Origin of the sequence: Rhizobium sp. RAF36 (assembly GCF_052114105.1) — a bacterium.
GTDB lineage: Bacteria > Pseudomonadota > Alphaproteobacteria > Rhizobiales > Rhizobiaceae > Rhizobium.
Map to the genome: position 1 here is coordinate 1,097,773 of NZ_JBFREC010000001.1, position 17,360 is coordinate 1,115,132.

At 59.5% G+C, this 17,360-nt stretch carries 18 protein-coding genes and 1 tRNA gene; 11 read left to right on the plus strand and 8 right to left on the minus strand.

Translation table 11 applies throughout. From position 1 onward, the window contains the following. Positions 1-68: 68 nt before the first annotated feature. From AB4Z25_RS05505 to ilvA, 3 genes are all read right to left on the minus strand, one after another. Complete coding sequence (locus AB4Z25_RS05505) at positions 69-1,340, minus strand: diguanylate cyclase (protein ID WP_442207893.1); 1,272 nt, start codon at positions 1,338-1,340, stop codon at positions 69-71. 193 nt (positions 1,341-1,533) lie between these two features. Further along, positions 1,534-1,866, minus strand: a complete 333-nt coding sequence (locus AB4Z25_RS05510) for an HlyU family transcriptional regulator (RefSeq protein ID WP_112539726.1) — start codon at positions 1,864-1,866, stop codon at positions 1,534-1,536. A gap of 37 nt (positions 1,867-1,903) precedes the next feature. After that, positions 1,904-3,160 carry a threonine ammonia-lyase gene (ilvA, locus tag AB4Z25_RS05515; protein WP_112539728.1) on the minus strand — a complete coding sequence of 419 codons (1,257 nt, stop codon included), beginning with the start codon at positions 3,158-3,160 and terminating at the stop codon, positions 1,904-1,906. 195 nt (positions 3,161-3,355) lie between these two features. On the opposite strand from ilvA, the gene AB4Z25_RS05520 reads away from it, so the two are divergent. From AB4Z25_RS05520 to AB4Z25_RS05535, 4 genes are all read left to right on the plus strand, one after another. Then, positions 3,356-3,733 carry a VanZ family protein gene (locus AB4Z25_RS05520; protein WP_442207894.1) on the plus strand — a complete coding sequence of 126 codons (378 nt, stop codon included), beginning with the start codon at positions 3,356-3,358 and terminating at the stop codon, positions 3,731-3,733. A gap of 200 nt (positions 3,734-3,933) precedes the next feature. Further along, positions 3,934-4,449 carry a hypothetical protein gene (locus AB4Z25_RS05525; RefSeq protein ID WP_162698794.1) on the plus strand — a complete coding sequence of 172 codons (516 nt, stop codon included), beginning with the start codon at positions 3,934-3,936 and terminating at the stop codon, positions 4,447-4,449. Beyond that, entirely contained in the window at positions 4,436-5,161 is a 726-nt protein-coding gene (locus tag AB4Z25_RS05530; protein WP_442207895.1) for a hypothetical protein, read from the plus strand. Before AB4Z25_RS05525 ends, AB4Z25_RS05530 begins: the two co-directional genes overlap by 14 nt. Positions 5,162-5,214: 53 nt before the next feature. Further along, positions 5,215-5,300 (plus strand) — tRNA-Leu (locus AB4Z25_RS05535). 5 nt (positions 5,301-5,305) lie between these two features. On the opposite strand, the gene AB4Z25_RS05540 is transcribed toward AB4Z25_RS05535, so the two are convergent. The 3 genes from AB4Z25_RS05540 to wrbA all read right to left on the minus strand — a co-directional run bounded on the left by AB4Z25_RS05540 (position 5,306) and on the right by wrbA (position 7,070). Next, entirely contained in the window at positions 5,306-5,713 is a 408-nt protein-coding gene (locus tag AB4Z25_RS05540) for a GFA family protein (protein ID WP_112539734.1), read from the minus strand. Positions 5,714-5,787: 74 nt separating this feature from the next. Next, positions 5,788-6,051: a hypothetical protein gene (locus AB4Z25_RS05545; protein ID WP_112539820.1), complete on the minus strand. Its 264-nt coding sequence runs from the start codon at positions 6,049-6,051 to the stop codon at positions 5,788-5,790. Positions 6,052-6,473: 422 nt separating this feature from the next. After that, a complete protein-coding gene (gene wrbA, locus AB4Z25_RS05550; RefSeq protein WP_112539736.1) occupies positions 6,474-7,070 on the minus strand; it encodes an NAD(P)H:quinone oxidoreductase type IV in 597 nt (198 codons plus the stop codon). Positions 7,071-7,293: 223 nt separating this feature from the next. Here wrbA and AB4Z25_RS05555 point away from each other — a divergent pair, with 223 nt between their 5' ends. The 5 genes from AB4Z25_RS05555 (at position 7,294) to AB4Z25_RS05575 (ending at position 14,882) form a co-directional block, all read left to right on the plus strand. Further along, positions 7,294-8,070 (plus strand): competence/damage-inducible protein A, encoded by a 777-nt coding sequence (locus AB4Z25_RS05555; protein WP_112539738.1) that lies wholly within the window; start codon positions 7,294-7,296, stop codon positions 8,068-8,070. Positions 8,071-8,181: 111 nt separating this feature from the next. Next, positions 8,182-9,024, plus strand: a complete 843-nt coding sequence (locus AB4Z25_RS05560) for a universal stress protein (protein WP_112539740.1) — start codon at positions 8,182-8,184, stop codon at positions 9,022-9,024. Between the two features lie 159 nt (positions 9,025-9,183). Next, positions 9,184-9,678 carry a xanthine phosphoribosyltransferase gene (gpt, locus tag AB4Z25_RS05565; RefSeq protein WP_112387922.1) on the plus strand — a complete coding sequence of 165 codons (495 nt, stop codon included), beginning with the start codon at positions 9,184-9,186 and terminating at the stop codon, positions 9,676-9,678. Between the two features lie 195 nt (positions 9,679-9,873). After that, entirely contained in the window at positions 9,874-10,467 is a 594-nt protein-coding gene (locus AB4Z25_RS05570) for a PDC sensor domain-containing protein (RefSeq protein WP_112387921.1), read from the plus strand. Between the two features lie 590 nt (positions 10,468-11,057). After that, positions 11,058-14,882: a vitamin B12-dependent ribonucleotide reductase gene (locus AB4Z25_RS05575; RefSeq protein ID WP_112539742.1), complete on the plus strand. Its 3,825-nt coding sequence runs from the start codon at positions 11,058-11,060 to the stop codon at positions 14,880-14,882. Positions 14,883-15,252: 370 nt separating this feature from the next. Here AB4Z25_RS05575 and AB4Z25_RS05580 read toward each other — a convergent pair whose 3' ends face one another. Then, positions 15,253-15,552, minus strand: a complete 300-nt coding sequence (locus AB4Z25_RS05580) for a GIY-YIG nuclease family protein (protein WP_112539744.1) — start codon at positions 15,550-15,552, stop codon at positions 15,253-15,255. 539 nt (positions 15,553-16,091) lie between these two features. On the opposite strand from AB4Z25_RS05580, the gene AB4Z25_RS05585 reads away from it, so the two are divergent. Continuing rightward, complete coding sequence (locus AB4Z25_RS05585; RefSeq protein ID WP_112539746.1) at positions 16,092-16,685, plus strand: carboxymuconolactone decarboxylase family protein; 594 nt, start codon at positions 16,092-16,094, stop codon at positions 16,683-16,685. 112 nt (positions 16,686-16,797) lie between these two features. Next, positions 16,798-16,977, plus strand: a complete 180-nt coding sequence (locus tag AB4Z25_RS05590; protein ID WP_112539748.1) for a DUF1508 domain-containing protein — start codon at positions 16,798-16,800, stop codon at positions 16,975-16,977. Between the two features lie 176 nt (positions 16,978-17,153). Here the strand turns inward: AB4Z25_RS05590 and AB4Z25_RS05595 are convergent, their stop codons facing one another. Beyond that, complete coding sequence (locus tag AB4Z25_RS05595) at positions 17,154-17,348, minus strand: hypothetical protein (protein WP_112539750.1); 195 nt, start codon at positions 17,346-17,348, stop codon at positions 17,154-17,156. Positions 17,349-17,360: the final 12 nt, after the last annotated feature.

Below are 17,360 nucleotides of genomic sequence, written 5' to 3' on the forward strand. Positions count from 1 at the left end.
CATCCCCAAAGAAAACGGCCGGTTCACCACCGGCCGTTTTTCGTTGTCCGGCTATGGGCTTCGGAAATTCAGCTGACCTTGACGAGACCGGAGCGGCCGACGACGCAGTTGCGGCCGCTCTTCTTAGCCTGGTAGAGCCGGTCGTCGGCGGCAGACAGAACCGTCGTGAAGCTGACGCCGTCTTCGTCCGCCGTGGCGACGCCGATGCTGACGGTTACCGGCCTGCCATCGGGCGTCTTGACACTGGTGGCGATCGTCCAGCGGAGACGTTCGGCGACCAGCAGGCCTTCCTCCTGATCGGTTCCCGGGCAGATGGCGACGAATTCCTCGCCGCCGAAGCGGAAGACACGGTCGGCCGAGCGCAGGATGGTACCGAGGCGCGCGGCAATCGCCTTCAGCACTTCATCTCCCTGCAGGTGACCGAAATTGTCGTTCACGTCCTTGAAGTGGTCGGCATCGATGATGATCACCGTTCCCGGCAGTCCCTGGCGCAGCGCCTCGCGGATCATCACCGGCGCTTCCAGCTCCATACGGCCGCGGTCATAGACGCCGGTCAGGATATCGCGGCCGCTGCGGTCGAGCAGATCGTTGTAACGCTCGCGGAAGGTCAGATCGCCGAATACGTCGCTGATCGAACGCGTCGAGGACGGCAGGCGGTCGCGCCTGACATAGATCTCGTAAGCGGCAAACAGCACCGTGTAGATCAGGACGGCGAACATCTTCGCCTTCCAGCCATCCCAGAAAGCCGCCAGCGGCACGTCCATGAAATAATGCAGCGCGCCAAAGAAGCCGACCTGGTCGAAGGTCAGAAGCACAAAACCGCAGATCATGAAGCGCAGGATGACCTTGCGCCTGATGTAACGGCCGAGCCGCTCATAGAGCAGGATGATGCCGATCGAATCCAGGTAGAGCAGTGCCGTGCCCCAGATCATCAGCCAGCCCATTTCCTTGAGGAAACCGAAATCGGCTTCGTTGCCGGGCGAAAGCTGGATGGTGTGATGCAGCTGCAGGATCCAGGCGATCGCCACCGTCAGCAGATTGCCGATGAACAGACCATAGATTGGCTGGCGGACGGTTGCGGCATCCTCCTGCAGGTAAAGCATCAGGATCATCATCAGCTTGCCGGCAAAGAACACCGAAGAGCCTGGCGATGCCACGCCGAAGGGCAGCGAGACGTAGAAGACCGCCGCCAGATAGGTTTCCATGAAATGCATGACGCCGAGCGCGGCGACGAAGACGCCAAGGCCCAGGCGGTTTCTGAAATGCAGCAGCGTCACCATCAGCCCGAAATAGCCGATGGCTTCGAGGACGAAGAGGCCGAGATTGGTGGCTTCGATCATCGCGGCGCGCTCCCAGGCGAATTCCGCGCATCATTCACCGCCTGCGCAGGGCGCGCATGCGGGCGATGAGCCAGTCCGGATGGAGAGCGGGTTGGAGCAACCACGAAATGATCCTGCGATTCCCTTCGCAGCACCTTTGGCGGAAATCACTTAAAATTAAGTGACAGAAGCCCGTATCCGGCGCTAGGCGAACCTAGACCTGGCGCTGCTTGACGCCGTCGCCGAAAAGCGACACGCCGTGCTGGTCGATAATCTGCTGTGCCTTGCGCACGGTGCACTCGTTGGCATCGTCGAGCGAGGAGAACATATCGGCGCGGATGAAGGTGCGAACGAGCACATCCTCGCCTGCTCCCTTCTCGATCCGGCCTGCCAAGCGGTACTGGCCGCCTTCCTTCTGCGGTTCGGCATAGATGGCGCAGTCGCCGTAGAGCTGCGGCTCAACGGATTTGCTGCTGCCGCTGCTCGCAGCAGCCTTGTCGCCGCCGCCTGAGAACATCGAAAAAATGCTGGAGAATATCGAAGCCATGTTTCGCCTTTAACACGAGGGACTTGATGCCGCAAAGTCAAATGATCAGGTTTGCCAGGATCTCGTTTTCGGTAATGTCCTCGAAGCCCATGCCCGATTTGTCGAAGTTCTCGATCAGTGTCGCGAAATTCTCAGGCGCCTTGGTTTCGATGCCGATCAGGATCGAGCCGAAATTGCGGGCCGTCTTCTTCAGATATTCGAAGCGGGCAATATCGTCGTCCGGGCCAAGCATATTGAGGAAATCGCGAAGTGCGCCGGGGCGCTGCGCCAGCCGCAGGATGTAGTATTTCTTGAGGCCCGCGTAGCGCATGGCGCGCTCCTTGACATCGGGCAGGCGCTCGAAGTCGAAATTGCCGCCGGAGACGACGGCAACGATGGTCTTGCCGCGGATATCCTCCGGATCCATCGCCGCAATCGCCGTTAGCGACAGAGCGCCGGCGGGCTCGAGCACCACGCCTTCGACATTCAGCATTTCCGAGATCGTCACGCAGATCGCATTCTCGGGCATCAGCATCACCTGATCGGCCGGAAAATCCTTCAGCGCTGCGAAATTGAGATCGCCGATGCGGGCCACGGCGGCGCCGTCGACGAAGTTGTCGACTTTGGCGAGCGTTACCGCCTCACCCGCCTCGATACTGCGCTTGAGACTCGCAGCGCCCGCCGGCTCGGTGAAGACGAAACCGGACTTTGGCACGATGCCATCCAGATAACCGGTGATCCCGGCTGCCAGACCGCCGCCGCCGACCGGCATGACGATCATGTCGGGGACCTTGCCATCCGGCAGCTGCTGCATGATTTCGGCGGCCACCGTCGCCTGCCCCTCGATGATGTCCTCATGATCGAAAGGCGGCACCATGACGCCGCCGATGGCTTCCACGTGATCGCGGGCCGCCTTGTAGCACTGGTCGAAGAAGTCGCCATAGAGCTTGATGGTGATGAACTCGGCACCGAACATGCGGGTCTTGTCGATCTTCTGCTGCGGCGTCGTCACCGGCATGAAGACGACGCCCGGCACGCCGAAATGGCGGCAGACGAAGGCAAAACCCTGCGCGTGATTACCGGCCGAGGCGCAGACGAAGGTGCGCCCCTCGCCACCTTCGGCAATCGCCTTGCGGAAGAAGTTGAACGCACCGCGGATCTTGTAGGAGCGAACCGGCGACAGATCTTCGCGCTTCAGCCAGATCTCCGCGCCATAGCGCGCCGAAAGATGATCATTGAGCTGCAGCGGCGTTGCCGGAAACAGGCTGCGCAGCGCCTCCCCCGCATTTTCAACATCCTGACGATTGACGGTCATCGGTCCATTCCTCATTTCGAGGGTCCGCTATGACATAGAGCGCGGGCCGAAAGAAAGTCTGAAAGCGGCCGCGGCGGTTCGGTTGCGGCAAGCATTTCTTAAGCCCGCTTTCCACAACACGGCACGGACACGGTTTTTTGCAGTGCACCCATGAGGCCGCGCTGCTAATGTGACGGAATGATAACACCGAAAATCATGAGACCGCTGGCCTGGCTGGTGCTGGCCGCGATCGTCTTCGTCACGATATCGTCGATCAGCCTGCGCCCGCACACGATGACCACGGTCGATTTCGACCGCGCGCTCGCCTACGCCGTTACCGGCTTCATCTTCGTGCTCGGCTATCCCAAGCAATGGAAGCTGATCGTCCTGCTGCTCGCCTTCGGCGCCGTCGCTATCGAGGCCCTGCAATATTTCTCGCCCAGCCGCCACGCTCGCCTGCACGACGGCATCATCAAGGGTATCGGCGCCGCGATCGGCGCGATGGCCGCCCACGGCCTTCTGAAAATTCGCGCCCGCAAGGCGGCTCCCAAAGAGCCAGCGGACCCCGCTCCCTCCAGCGCCGCACTTGACTGAAACAACGTCGGCGCCGCCAAGCTATTCCGTTTTTGCGTATTTCCACAAAAGCGAGCGCAGCTAAGCGTTCCTATCGTTTTAATTCGTCGTGACCATGGGCAACCTACATCGGTAGCCCTCAATAAAGAGCCATTGACGAGAAGGCATTTGCTCGATTTTCTACTTAAACGTTAGTGACGATTCTTGGGATGGAGTTAACGATGACGACATCAAGTATAAAGCTGAAGTTTGGTGGAATAGAAATTGAATATGAAGGCGATCCCGCATTTCTGACCAACGGACTTCCGGACCTTCTTCAAACGCTAAAAGATTTGACCCCGTCTGTTCTGTTGCACCAGAATGCTGTCGATCTCGATAGCAACGATCACCCTCCCATTTCTGTTTCCGACGCTCAGCCAGTCTCACCGTCGAGCTTGCCGCAGTTGTCACTGAACACCTTGGCTGCGCATTTCGACGTAAAATCCGGCCCTGATTTGATAATGACTGCCTTGGCTCACCTTCAGGTAGGAACAGGAAAGCAGAGCGTCAGCAAGAAAGAAATACAAACTGATATTAAAACGGCAACATCATTCTACAACGCGAACATTATGAGCAATTTTGGCAGCTCAATTAGCGGATTGGTCAAGAACAAGCGCATAAATCAATTAGGTGCTGACTCCTACGCGCTAACCGCTTCAGAGCTGAAGAGCGCGGAGGCAAAGATTGCTGCTATATGAGCTTAAAGACTGGCTTCATAGCGACCGCTCTCGGTTAGATAAGGCGATGCTGCTGCTAGGCGCTTCTGACCGACCTATGTCACTCGAAGACATTAGGTCGTTGGCGAAAGAATCCGGTTTCAACGAAATCCGGAAATGGAATGTTGCTCAAGTCCTGTCGGGCAGTAAGGGAAAAGCGATACGGACACCGGATGGATGGGAACTAACAAACTCAGGGCGAGCTTATCTCATTGGGCTCGGTGTACCTGCGTCTGGCGCCCCGTCGATTTCAATCGCTGTTGATCTCCGTACTCATTTGAGCAAACTGGCTGATCAGCAAACACAAAAGTTCGTTCAAGAGGCGATCACCTGTCACGAGGCCGGGTGCTATCGCGCAGCTGTAGTTATGTCCTGGCTCGGTGCGGTAGACGTACTGCACAAGTTCGTACACAAGAATCATTTGGCGGCATTCAACAGCGAGGCGACGCGCGTTCTTGGGCCGAAATGGAAACTAGCCCTCAGTACGGATGACTTGGGAAAAATGAAGGAGGGCGATTTTTTAGATCGCCTAGAAGGACTGTCGATAATTGGGAAAAATGTTAAGGCAGAGCTGAAAACTTGCTTGGATCGGAGAAACTCTTGTGGACATCCCAACACTTTCAAATTGGGAGCAAATCAGTCTGCAGCGCATCTGGAAATCCTGCTATTGAACGTGTTTGAAAAGTTTGCTTAGAAGGCGTCGTCACGGCTGAAAACCAAATGTGATACGGCAACTTGGATTTGAATGCGGGCGTGGCGAAACTGGTAGACGCAAGGGACTTAAAATCCCTCGGCCTTAGGCTATGCGGGTTCGATCCCCGCCGCCCGCACCAAGCCTCTACTCCGGGTCCTTTTCATAGACGGTGACGCCATCGGGCAGCTTTACCCAGCGGTGCCTGCGGCAATCGTAGACCGAATCCTGTGGCGGCGGGAAATCCGGATCGGCGAAGGCGCCGACGGCGACCGCTACCGAGCGATGCTCCTCGCCCTCCTCCGTGTGATAGAGATTGCTGCCGCAGACCGGGCAGAAGCGGAAGCGAAATCTGGCACCCTGGTCGCCGGTGCGAATGTAGTCGGTGGCGCGGCCGCTCACCCTATAGTCGGGACTGAAGGCTGCGAGCGCGGCGAAGACGCTGCCGGTGCGGCTCTGGCAGGCGAAGCAGTGGCAGACACCAACGCCGAGCGGTTCGCCTTCGACCACGATCTGCAGCTGGCCGCAGGTGCATTTGGCAATTCTCGTCACCATACGCGAAACTCCGGGGAACAGGCTCAGCGCGAAAAACTGGCGCGGATCACAGCGAAGTCAAACGGCGGCGATGCTCAGCGATGGATCTTCCAATAGTCGGAGCCGGTCCGGCGCGAGATCAATTTCAGTGTGCCGTCGGGCTGCACCACATATTTCTCGAAGACGCGATAGCCGAACTTGTCGGGGAATTCGTGATCGACCACGTGGCCCGGCGCTGCTCCATAATAGACCACCCTGTTGCCATAGGTCAGGCTGCCGCGCATTGGCTCGGGCGCCGGCATCGTGGTGTTGCAGGCCGCCAGCGGCAGCAGAAGCATCAGAAAAACAGCAGCGCGCATCGGCGAATCTCCTTTGAAATCCGTCATATAGGACGCGATGACAGGGCGTCACCGGCGATTGCACCATTTTTGCGCAGTCCGCCAGAATGCCGAAGGCTTTATCATCGCGTTCGAATGTGCTTGTATATTGTGCAGAACGGGGCGCTGGCGATTGATTGGCCGGCGCAAGATGCAAGAATGACGATGCGGCGTATGTGTAGAGATTGTCTTGTGGGAGTAAGACGGTGGTATACGATTGGGATGGCGTCAGAACGAAGCGTCTGAGATTCTACAAAGCGACTGCGGCCTGTATTTTCGCAACGGCGATCGCGGCAGTGTCTTTTCTTGCCCTGACTTCACAGCTTCATAATCTGGGCTGATACGCCCAGCAAAAACGGCGCAGCCGAGGCCGCGCCGTTCTCATCGATCAGCGTCAATAGGTGTTAGGCGAGCTTGGCTGCAAGCTTTGCAACGTGAGCGCCCTGGAAGCGTGCACCTTCGAGTTCGATCTCGGAAGGCTGGCGCGAGCCGTCGCCGTTGGTGATCGTCGAAGCGCCGTAGGGCGAGCCGCCCTTGACTTCCTCAGTGCCCATCTGGCCCTGGAAGGCATAGGGAAGACCGGCATAGGCCATGCCGTGGTGCAGGAAGGTCGGGATGAAGCCAAGGATCGTCGATTCCTGGCCGCCGTGCTGGGTAGCTGACGAGGTGAACATCGAGCCGACCTTGCCGACGAGCTTGCCGCCGAACCACAGACCACCGGTCTGGTCCCAGAAATTGCGCATCTGCGAAGCAACGGTGCCGAAGCGGGTACCGGCGCCAACGATGATAGCATCATATTCGACGAGTTCGTCGATGGTTGCGATCTCGGCCTTCTGGTCGAGCTTGTAATAGGAAGCCTTGGCGACTTCTTCGGACACCAGTTCCGGTACGCGCTTGACGGTGACGTCGGCGCCAGCCGACTTCGCACCTTCAGCTACGGCATAGGCCATGGTTTCGATGTGGCCGTAAGCCGAGTAGTAGAGAACGAGGACTTTTGCCATTTCAAGCTCCGTCTGGGTTGATTGGGTTTGTAACCGGTGCCGGTTCTATCAGCCGCGCGTCCATGGCACAGCCCGCCTAAACAGAACTCAGTGTTCACTGTATGAAGACGCAAAAGTGCTTGCTGTCTTATTTTTGTGATTTTCGAACAGTTTTTCCGCCGCATTTGCAAGCGGCGCAATCGGCGCTACCTATAGCGGACGATTTTCATTCCGGACTGTTTCCATGACCAATCAGACCATCGTGACTGCCGCCATGCTCGCCATCGGCGATGAATTGCTTTCGGGCCGTACCAAGGACAAGAATATCGGCTATCTCGCCGATCTCCTGACGCTATCGGGCATCGATCTCAAGGAAGTCCGCATCGTCGCCGACGAAGAGGACGCGATCGTTGAGGCGCTGAATGCGCTGCGTGGCCGCTACGACTATGTCTTCACCTCCGGCGGCATCGGCCCGACCCACGACGACATCACGGCGGATGCGATTTCCAAGGCGTTCGGCGTGCCCTGCGAACACGATGCGAAGGCGATGTCACTGCTCGCAGACATGTACAAGCGCCGCGAGATGGAGTTCACCGAAGCTCGCCAGCGGATGGCGCGGATGCCGCGAGGTGCTGCCCATATCGACAATCCGGTCTCGACAGCACCGGGTTTCATCATCGGCAATGTTCATGTGATGGCCGGCGTGCCGCAGGTCTTCCAGGCGATGATCGGCAATGTTCTGCCGACGTTGAGAACAGGCGCCAAGGTGTTGTCGCTGGCGATCGCCTGCCCCTATGGCGAGGGTGATATCGGCACGCCGCTGGCGGCGATCCAGAAGGCGCATCCGGAGACCAGCATCGGCTCCTATCCGCGCTATGTCGGCCAGAAATTCTCGACCGAGATCGTCGTGCGCGGCCGCTCGCAGGACGTCATCGACGCCGCCGGCAAGGAGGTGGAAGCGATGATCGAGGATATCCGCAAGGCCAAGGCGATTGGCGAAAACCATTCCGCCGAAGCTTGAGGCACGCGGCTTTTTGCCGCCAAGCCTTTGATCTCAGTCAAGGAACCGGAGCACCATCGAAAGCATTCTTTAGACGCGGAAGTTCATTTCAGCCGCCCAAGGAGAATTGATATGTCCTACAAAACCATACTGGCCATTCTCGATACTGCCGATAACAGCGCGACCGTGGCAGATTTCGCGTTTTCGATTGCAGCGGCAAACAATGCCCATGTGATCGGGCTGCATGCCGAGACGCTGTCTGCGGTTCCGCTGGTTGCGCCGATGGAGATCCCGGATCCGGTTGCCGTTCAGGCGCTGCAGGACATGGCGCATTCCGAAACGCTCGAGGTCGAGCGCATCTTCCGGCAGAAGGCGGAGGCGGGCAGCGTGCCCTTCGAATGGCGCAGCTTTGCGACTGCGACCGGCTACGGCTCGGCGCCGCTGATCGAAACCGCCCGCAGTGCCGACCTGCTGATCGCCTCGCAGGCCGACCCCGCCAAGCCTTCCGACAGTCATGTCGATGTTGACAGCTTCCTGTTCGAGAGCGGGCGTCCGGTGCTGATGATCCCCTATATCCTGCGCACGCCGAAGCCGATCAAGCGGGTGCTGGTTGCCTGGAACGGCTCTAAGGAAGCGGCGCGTGCCACGCTGGATGCCCTGCCGATCCTCAAAGCCGCAGACGAAGTCGAGGTGTTCTCGGTCGATCCGGTCGATACGGCGACGCAGAGTGCCGGCATGGCCGGTGCCGATATCGCCGCAAATCTGGCCCGCCACGGCGTCAAGGTCAGCCTCGCCACCGCCGAAAGCGCCAATAAGAGCGCGTCGTCGGTCATCGAGAACCGGCTTTCCGACAACAGCATCGACCTTCTGGTCATGGGCGCCTATACCCATTCGCGCCTCTGGCAGCTGATTTTCGGCGGCACCACCAAGTCGCTGCTGCAGTCGATGACGGCGTTGACGCTGCTCTCCCGTTGATGACATCTGGGCGGGACTTGCGTTTTGACCGCAAATCCCGCTATTTCAGGCGACCGGTGACGGGTTCCGGCACTTTTCGCGCAGCCCCGGCTGCGCGATTTGCGTTTGTGTCAGCCCCAGGTCGCCGGCGGTCTTTCTTTCATGCCGTGGAGCAGCCCCATGTCCCTTCCCGATAAAGCCTTTCCCGTTTCCTGGGATCAGTTCCACCGCGACGCCCGTGCTCTGGCCTGGCGCATCGCCGGGCTGAAGAAGGAATTCACCGGCATCGTCTGCATCACCCGCGGCGGGCTGGTTCCGGCAGCGATCATCTGCCGCGAACTGAACATCCGGCTGATCGAAACGGTCTGCGTCGCCTCCTACCACGATTACGTCAACCAGGGTGAAATGGTCGTGCTGAAGGGGATCGCACCGGAACTGCAGCAGAATGGCGGCGAAGGCATTCTCGTCGTCGACGATCTGACCGACACCGGCAAGACCGCCGCCCAGGTGCGCCGCATGCTGCCGAAGGCGCATTTCGCTTGCGTCTATGCCAAGCCGCAGGGTGTGCCGACGATCGATACGTTCGTCACCGAGGTCAGCCAGGATACGTGGATCTATTTCCCGTGGGATATGGGCTTCACCTATCAGGAACCGATTGCAAAAGGCCCAAAATAAACCTAAAGATGATATTTCCGACCGGCGCAGCTGGTGCGGGTATTGATTGTTATCTTAGTAATATTGCGAACGTATAGTGGGTGCTCGGCAAGGGCATCCACAGATTACCGGCACAAGGGCGCGCCGGCAAATCTGCCCCTGCCACAGATATATACCGGCAACGGCGTGCCTCTGGGCGCGCAGCAAGGAAGGGTAATGCGGTACCGGGGTTGGGTTATTGCGGTCGTGGCTTCAGGGCTTTCGATCCTGCCAACTGCTGTCTTTTCCCCTGCCCTTGCAGAACCTGCCTATATCTCGGTGGTCCGGGAATATGTCGATAAGGTCGTGCGGCCGATGGTCAAGGATCCTGTTGTCATGAAGGCGATCAAGGACCAGAACATCAAATTCGGCGATGTCAGCAAAACCGACATCCAGGTGCTCGATTCCACCTACCGTGCCGAGATCGAGACTGGTCAGTACCAGATGCTGACCAATCTCTCGGCGAAACCGGTCTCGCGATATCTCAAGGCCGAACAGGACAATTCGCAGGGCATCATTATTGAATTCTTTGTGACCGATAAAAACGGACTGAATGTCGGCGAGAGCCGTCCGACCGTGGATTACTGGCAGGGCGACGAAAATAAATATCTGAGAACCTTCGCCAGCGATTCGGATGAGATCTTCATCGACCGCGCCGAACGCGACGATGTCACGCAAATCCTTGAAACACAGGCAAGTTTCACGATCCGCGACGAGAATGGCGCAGCGATCGGCATCGCCACCGTAACGATCGCGCTGGACGCGATCTGAGCGTTCTTCGCATTCCGAATCGCAATGCCGATTTGGGGCGCAATAGCCATCGCAAGATTTGGAAATTCGTGTTTTTTTGATGACGCCGGTATCATTGGCGGCTCAAGCCGCTGCAAGCCCTTGAAAAACAAGGCCTCCGGGCTTTTCCCCACTGTCCACAGCCCCATCCACAATATCTTGTGGTGAACGCTTCGTTAAAAACCACCCCTTGACGGAATCGCCTGTTTCAAACTTAATAGGCTTCGATGTTGCGGCGGCAGCTGGACCGGAAGTAACGAGGCCGGTTCTCTTCAAAAAACGAGCGTAGAATCAGGGTGTTGTATCCATCGCGGGTGTGCACCTCGACAGCTTTTGCGCGCGATTTTTTGGCTCCAAAAAACAACATCCGGGGCTGGCGAAAATAAGCTGTTAATACTATATTTAGTGCTAGCAGCCACCATCACCACAAGATACAGGAAAGACATCTCCGGATGACACCCCTGTCACGATACGGATACGAGAACTGGCTGCGCTCTTTACGGCGCTGCCGGATGAGGAAACTTGCGCCTTGGTCATCGGGGACGGGGCGCGCAATCTAGAGGTTAGGCAACATGCGCATCGAACGGCGTTTTACGAAGGCAGATCAGGGCGCCTATACGGAGATCGAATTCCGCAAGGCGACCAGCGAGATCAAGAACCCTGACGGTTCGATCGTCTTCCGCCTCGAGAACATCGATGTTCCCGCGCAGTTTTCGCAGGTTGCCGCCGACATTCTGGCGCAGAAGTATTTCCGCAAGGCCGGCGTGCCCGCCAAGCTGAAGAAGGTTGAGGAAAACGACGTTCCTTCCTTCCTGTGGCGCTCGGTTGCCGATGAAGCGGCGCTGAAGGATCTGCCGAAGGATCAGCAATACGGCTCCGAGACCGACGCCCGTCAAGTCTTCGACCGCCTCGCCGGCACCTGGACCTACTGGGGCTGGAAGGGCGGCTATTTCTCGTCCGAGGAAGATGCCTCTGCTTTCCGCGACGAACTTGCCTACATGCTTGCCACACAGCGCGTTGCCCCGAACTCGCCGCAGTGGTTCAACACCGGCATGCATTGGGCCTACGGCATCGATGGCCCCGGCCAGGGCCACTATTATGTCGATCCTTTCACCGGCAAGCTGACCAAGTCCAAGTCCGCCTACGAACATCCGCAGCCGCATGCCTGCTTCATCCAGTCGGTTGACGACGATCTCGTCAACGAAGGCGGCATCATGGACCTCTGGGTCCGCGAAGCCCGTCTCTTCAAGTACGGTTCCGGCACCGGCTCCAACTTCTCCTACCTGCGCGGCGAAGGCGAACGCCTTTCCGGCGGCGGCCGCTCCTCCGGCCTGATGAGCTTCCTGAAGATCGGCGACCGCGCTGCCGGCGCCATCAAGTCCGGCGGCACGACCCGCCGTGCGGCCAAGATGGTGGTCGTCGACATCGATCATCCGGATATCGAGGAATACATCAACTGGAAGGTCAAGGAAGAGCAGAAAGTTGCTGCCCTCGTTACCGGTTCCAAGGTCGTCGCCAAGCATCTGAAGGCGATCATGAAGGCCTGCGTCAATTGCGACGGCGGCGATGACGGCGATTGCTTCGACGCCAACAAGAACCCCGCCCTGAAGCGCGAAATCCGCGCTGCCAAGAAGGATCAGGTTCCGGAAAACTATATCGGCCGCGTCATCCAGTTCGCCCGCCAGGGCTACAAGGACCTCGAGTTCAAGACCTATGACACCGACTGGGATTCGGAAGCCTATCTGACGGTTTCGGGCCAGAACTCCAACAACTCGGTCTCGATCAAGGACGACTTCCTGCGCGCTGTCGAGAACGACGGTGACTGGAACCTGACCGCCCGCAAGGACGGCAAGGTCATGAAGACGCTGAAGGCCCGCGACCTCTGGGAGTCGATCTCCTACGCCGCATGGGCATCGGCCGATCCGGGCCTGCATTTCAACACGACGATGAACGACTGGCACACCAGCCCGGCGGCCGGCCCGATCCGTGCTTCCAACCCGTGCTCGGAATACATGTTCCTCGACGACACGGCCTGCAACCTTGCTTCGCTCAACCTGCTGCAGTTCAAGGACGCGGCGACCAAGCGCATCGATATTGCCGATTACGAGCATGCCGTCCGCCTTTGGACCGTCGTTCTCGAAGTCTCGGTGATGATGGCGCAGTTCCCGTCGAAGCAGATTGCCGAGCGCTCCTACGAATACCGCACGATCGGCCTCGGCTACGCCAATATCGGCGGCCTGCTGATGTCGTCGGGCATTCCCTACGACTCCGACGAAGCCCGCGCCATCGCTGGCTCGCTGACGGCGATCATGACCGGCATTTCCTATGCCACGTCGGCCGAAATCTCTGCTGAACTCGGTCCGTTCCCGATGTTCAAGCCGAACCGCGAAGCCATGCTGCGCGTCATCCGCAACCATCGCCGCGCCGCCCATGGCGAGACATCCGGCTACGAGGGCCTGTCGATCAACCCGGTCGCCCTGATCCACTCCGAAAACCCGGATCAGGATCTGGCCGCACACGCCAAGAGCGCCTGGGACAAGGCACTCGAGCTCGGCGAAAAGCATGGCTACCGCAACGCTCAGGCAACCGTTATCGCGCCGACAGGCACGATCGGCCTGGTCATGGATTGCGACACGACCGGTATCGAGCCTGATTTCGCACTGGTGAAGTTCAAGAAGCTCGCCGGCGGCGGCTACTTCAAGATCATCAACCGCGCCGTTCCGGAAGCGCTGCGCACGCTCGGCTATTCCGAAAGCCAGATCGCCGAGATCGAAGCTTACGCAGTCGGCCACGGCAACCTGAATCAGGCACCGGCTATCAACCCTGGCTCGCTGAAGGCTAAGGGCTTCACCGACGAGAAGATCGAAGCAGTCAACGGCGCGCTCAAGCAGGCCTTTGACATCAAGTTCGTCTTCAATCAGTGGACGCTTGGCACCGATTTCCTCAAGGGCACCCTGAAGGTTTCCGACGAGCAGCTCGGCGACATGAGCTTCAACCTGCTCGACCACCTCGGCTTCTCGAAGAAGGACATCGAGGCGGCAAACGTTCACGTCTGCGGTGCGATGACCCTTGAGGGCGCACCGTTCCTGAAGAACGAGCACCTCGCCGTCTTCGATTGCGCCAACCCATGCGGCAAGATCGGCAAGCGTTACCTCTCGGTCGACAGCCATATCCGCATGATGGCGGCTGCCCAGCCGTTCATCTCCGGCGCGATCTCCAAGACGATCAACATGCCGAACGATGCAACGGTCGACGATTGCAAGAGCGCCTACATGCTCTCCTGGAAGCTCGGCCTCAAGGCGAACGCCCTCTACCGTGACGGCTCCAAGCTGTCGCAGCCGCTGAACGCCTCGCTGATCGAAGACGAAAGCGACGAGGATGCGCTCGAGGATCTGCTGCAGCAGCCGGTCGCGGCCCAGGCCGTAACGATCACCGAGAAGATCATCGAGCGTGTGGTCGAACGCGTCACCCGCGAACGCGAAAAGCTGCCGAACCGCCGCCAGGGCTACACCCAGAAGGCTGCCGTCGGCGGACACAAGGTGTATCTCCGCACCGGCGAATTCGGCGACGGCCGCATCGGCGAAATCTTCATCGACATGCACAAGGAGGGCGCTGCCTTCCGTGCGATGATGAACAATTTCGCCATCGCCATCTCGCTGGGTCTCCAGTATGGCGTGCCGCTCGAAGAATATGTGGAGGCCTTCACCTTCACCAAGTTCGAACCGGCCGGCATGGTCATCGGCAACGATGCTATCAAGAACGCCACGTCGATCCTCGACTACGTGTTCCGCGAACTGGCTGTCTCCTATCTCGGCCGCCATGACCTCGCGCATGTCGATACGTCCGACTTCTCGAACACGGCTCTCGGCAAGGGTATCCAGGAAGGCAAGACGAACCTCGTCTCGACCGGCTGGACCCGGGGCTACAAGCCGACGCTGGTTTCGAACGGCGAACGCCAGGCTGCCGGCGAACCGAAAGGTTCGGCGACCGCCGCTCCTGCCCGCGCCTCCTCGACCGCGACCGTCACCTCCTTTGCCGGCGCTGCCGCCCGCAAGCTGGAACCAACGGTTGCCATCTCCACCTCCGAAATCGTCGCCTTCAAGCGCGATTACGAGGAGCGCGCAAAGGAACTGGCCGAAGAGATCGCCGAGGAAGTGATCGAGGAGATCGCCACCGAAACCCAGCAGCAGGCAACCGCCCTCTTCTCCGACAAGGCCGCCGCCGACGCTGCGACCGCCAAGACGGAAGCCAAGAAGGTCGAAGCCGAACGCCGCGCCCGCTCCATCATGCAGGGCTACACGGGCAACATGTGCTCCGAGTGCCAGAACTTCACGATGGTGCGGAATGGGACGTGCGAGAAGTGCGACACCTGCGGCGCGACGAGTGGTTGCAGCTGAGATTTGAACTGACGATGATGTGATAAGGGCGCTTCGGCGCCCTTATTTTTTTGCTTGGGGCGATATTGCCACCAGCCTGATGCGGCACCCCTCCAGCCTCATCCTGAGGTGCGAAGCCCGATAGGGCGCAGCCTCGAAGGACGGGGCTGGCCACGACATTCACCCGCCCCCGTCCTTCGAGGCTCCGGCTTTGCCTGCGCGCCTCAAGATGAGGGCTAGTCGTTGTGCTATCGTTTTGGGGCGTTGAGGTAACGGCGAGCCCGTTTGGCAACTTCGATGGCGAAAACTCCATCGCGGGACACCCACTCCAGCCTCATCCTGAGGTGCGAAGCCCGGTAGGGCGCAGCCTCGAAGGACGGGGCTGGCCACCTCACGACTTAGCCGCAACCGGTCCACGCTTTGACAATCCCGGCAACCCCTCATAGTCCAGTGCTATAAGCGCTTCCTTCTTGCGCCGCGACCAGCCCTTGATCTGGCGCTCGCGGGCGATGGCATCGATAATGCGGTCATAGGTTTCGGTGAAGACGAGCTCGACGGGCAGGCGCTTGGCGGTGTAGCCGTCGTAGACACCAGCATTGTGCTCCCATAAGCGGGCCTCGATATTCTGCTTGGTCAGCCCGGTATAATAGGCGCCGTCGCGGCATCTCAGAATGTAAACGGTCACTTCCATCGCGTGCCCCCCAACCGCGGCTCAAATCTACCATAGCGGGTGTTTCAGTTGCAACCCGCCCTCGTCCTTCGAGGCTCCGGCTTCGCCTGCGCGCCTCAGGATGAGGGCTGGTCGGTTGCGCCAGCCTGTTTTCGCGAGCCGCAGCCTTTGTATCGCGACGATCCTGGCGACCTGCCGCATCACCCACTCCAACCTCATCCTGAGGTGCTGCGCTCGTTAGAGCGCAGCCTCGAAGGACGAGGTTGGCCACCGCCTAACCCACCCCGTCCTTCGAGGCTCCGGCCTCGCCTGCGCGCCTCAGGATGAGGGCTGATCGTTTGTGCCAGCCTGTTTTCGCGAGGAGCTGCAGCGTCTGTATCGCGACGATCCTGACGACCTGCCGCATCGCCCACTCCAACCTCATCCTGAGGCGCGAAGCTCGCTAGAGCGCAGCCTCGAAGGACGAGGTTGGCCAGCGCCGCACCACTGCCAACTCCGACCCGCTTGCCGCACCGGCATTTTGGACTATCCTCTTTGTCTCAGCGAAGGAGGATCGCGCCATGGCCTTCATTCATACGCCCCATGCATCCGAGAACGACAAGACCGCGTCGATGTACGCCTCGGCAGAGGCCAGCTACGGTTATCTGCCGAACATGTACCGCGCCTTCGGGCACAGGCCGGAGGTGATGGAGCATTGGGGAGCGCTGTTGTCCAGTATTCGCAGCCATATGACGCTGAGGCGCTATGAGCTGGTGACGCTGGCTGCTGCGCGGGAGCTCAAGTCGTCCTATTGCATGCTGGCCCATGGTTCCGTGCTGCTGCGTGAGGGTTTTACCAATGACGGGCTGGCTGCGACAGCGGGTGGGGCTGAGAAGGCGCCGGTCGATGCGGCCGAACGGGCGATCATGGCGTTTGCCGCCAAGGTGGTGCGCGATGCCACGACCGTCACCCAGCAGGATGTCGATGCCCTGAAGACGCACGGGCTTTCCGACGCGGAGATCTTCGACATCACGGCGGCGGCTGCGGCGCGCTGCTTCTTCTCCAAGATGCTCGACGCGCTCGGTGCCGCGCCAGACCACGTTTACGCCGAACGGCTCGATCCCAATCTGCGCAAGTCGCTTGCCATCGGACGGCCGATCGACGGGCTCGTTTGAGGCTGCAATCGCCACCCTCTTTTTCACCATCCAGCGGCTGTAGCCAGTTCGTGGAGCAGGCGACTTTTCTCGCTTAGGTTTGCCCGATCACGCAACACTGACGGGAGGAAAAATGGCGAGCTGCAAGGAATCAAATGGCGACACTTGGGAGATCTATCAAAGCAACGGCTGGCGCTGGCGGCGAACCGCGCGCAACGGCGACATCGTGGGTGCGTCGACTGAAGCCTATGTCAATAAAAGCGATTGCATCGACAATGCGCGGCGCAACGGGATGACCTGCAATCCGGTGTGAGCGCCACGCTCATTTTAACCCCGCACTTGCCGCCGGGATCCAATGCGCCGGAGTGCGGCATCGATTTGGCGGACCAAAGCCATTCACCGCGGGTGCGCGGTGAATGGCCCCTGTCGTCAGCAAGCAGACCGGTATCGCCCGACCCTGGTCTCAACCATTGCGTCGGCCAGCCGGTCCTATCGACTGCGCCGCCTCGCCTGCGCAATCACTACAGCACCGGCGGCAGCCGCCAGCGCGCCCCAATAGATCCAGGGCGTCTGGTCGATCATGAAGCTCTCGGCAGGATAGGGGAAATAGCCGCTGCCCTGCCCGATCCAGACAAGACCGACCAGCACCAGAAGCGTGCCAAGCACATAGGCTGCCTTAACCATCATCGGTCTCCT

What these genes read in the sequence shown, in the direction of transcription:
- AB4Z25_RS05505 (WP_442207893.1), bottom strand. Translation starts at nt 1,340, where the DNA reads ATGATCGAAGCCACCAATCTCGGCCTCTTCGTCCTCGAAGCCATCGGC.
- AB4Z25_RS05510 (WP_112539726.1), bottom strand. Translation starts at nt 1,866, where the DNA reads ATGGCTTCGATATTCTCCAGCATTTTTTCGATGTTCTCAGGCGGCGGC.
- ilvA (WP_112539728.1), bottom strand. Translation starts at nt 3,160, where the DNA reads ATGACCGTCAATCGTCAGGATGTTGAAAATGCGGGGGAGGCGCTGCGC.
- AB4Z25_RS05520 (WP_442207894.1), top strand. Translation starts at nt 3,356, where the DNA reads ATGAGACCGCTGGCCTGGCTGGTGCTGGCCGCGATCGTCTTCGTCACG.
- AB4Z25_RS05525 (WP_162698794.1), top strand. Translation starts at nt 3,934, where the DNA reads ATGACGACATCAAGTATAAAGCTGAAGTTTGGTGGAATAGAAATTGAA.
- AB4Z25_RS05540 (WP_112539734.1), bottom strand. Translation starts at nt 5,713, where the DNA reads ATGGTGACGAGAATTGCCAAATGCACCTGCGGCCAGCTGCAGATCGTG.
- AB4Z25_RS05545 (WP_112539820.1), bottom strand. Translation starts at nt 6,051, where the DNA reads ATGCGCGCTGCTGTTTTTCTGATGCTTCTGCTGCCGCTGGCGGCCTGC.
- wrbA (WP_112539736.1), bottom strand. Translation starts at nt 7,070, where the DNA reads ATGGCAAAAGTCCTCGTTCTCTACTACTCGGCTTACGGCCACATCGAA.
- AB4Z25_RS05555 (WP_112539738.1), top strand. Translation starts at nt 7,294, where the DNA reads ATGACCAATCAGACCATCGTGACTGCCGCCATGCTCGCCATCGGCGAT.
- AB4Z25_RS05560 (WP_112539740.1), top strand. Translation starts at nt 8,182, where the DNA reads ATGTCCTACAAAACCATACTGGCCATTCTCGATACTGCCGATAACAGC.
- gpt (WP_112387922.1), top strand. Translation starts at nt 9,184, where the DNA reads ATGTCCCTTCCCGATAAAGCCTTTCCCGTTTCCTGGGATCAGTTCCAC.
- AB4Z25_RS05570 (WP_112387921.1), top strand. Translation starts at nt 9,874, where the DNA reads ATGCGGTACCGGGGTTGGGTTATTGCGGTCGTGGCTTCAGGGCTTTCG.
- AB4Z25_RS05575 (WP_112539742.1), top strand. Translation starts at nt 11,058, where the DNA reads ATGCGCATCGAACGGCGTTTTACGAAGGCAGATCAGGGCGCCTATACG.
- AB4Z25_RS05580 (WP_112539744.1), bottom strand. Translation starts at nt 15,552, where the DNA reads ATGGAAGTGACCGTTTACATTCTGAGATGCCGCGACGGCGCCTATTAT.
- AB4Z25_RS05585 (WP_112539746.1), top strand. Translation starts at nt 16,092, where the DNA reads ATGGCCTTCATTCATACGCCCCATGCATCCGAGAACGACAAGACCGCG.
- AB4Z25_RS05590 (WP_112539748.1), top strand. Translation starts at nt 16,798, where the DNA reads ATGGCGAGCTGCAAGGAATCAAATGGCGACACTTGGGAGATCTATCAA.
- AB4Z25_RS05595 (WP_112539750.1), bottom strand. Translation starts at nt 17,348, where the DNA reads ATGGTTAAGGCAGCCTATGTGCTTGGCACGCTTCTGGTGCTGGTCGGT.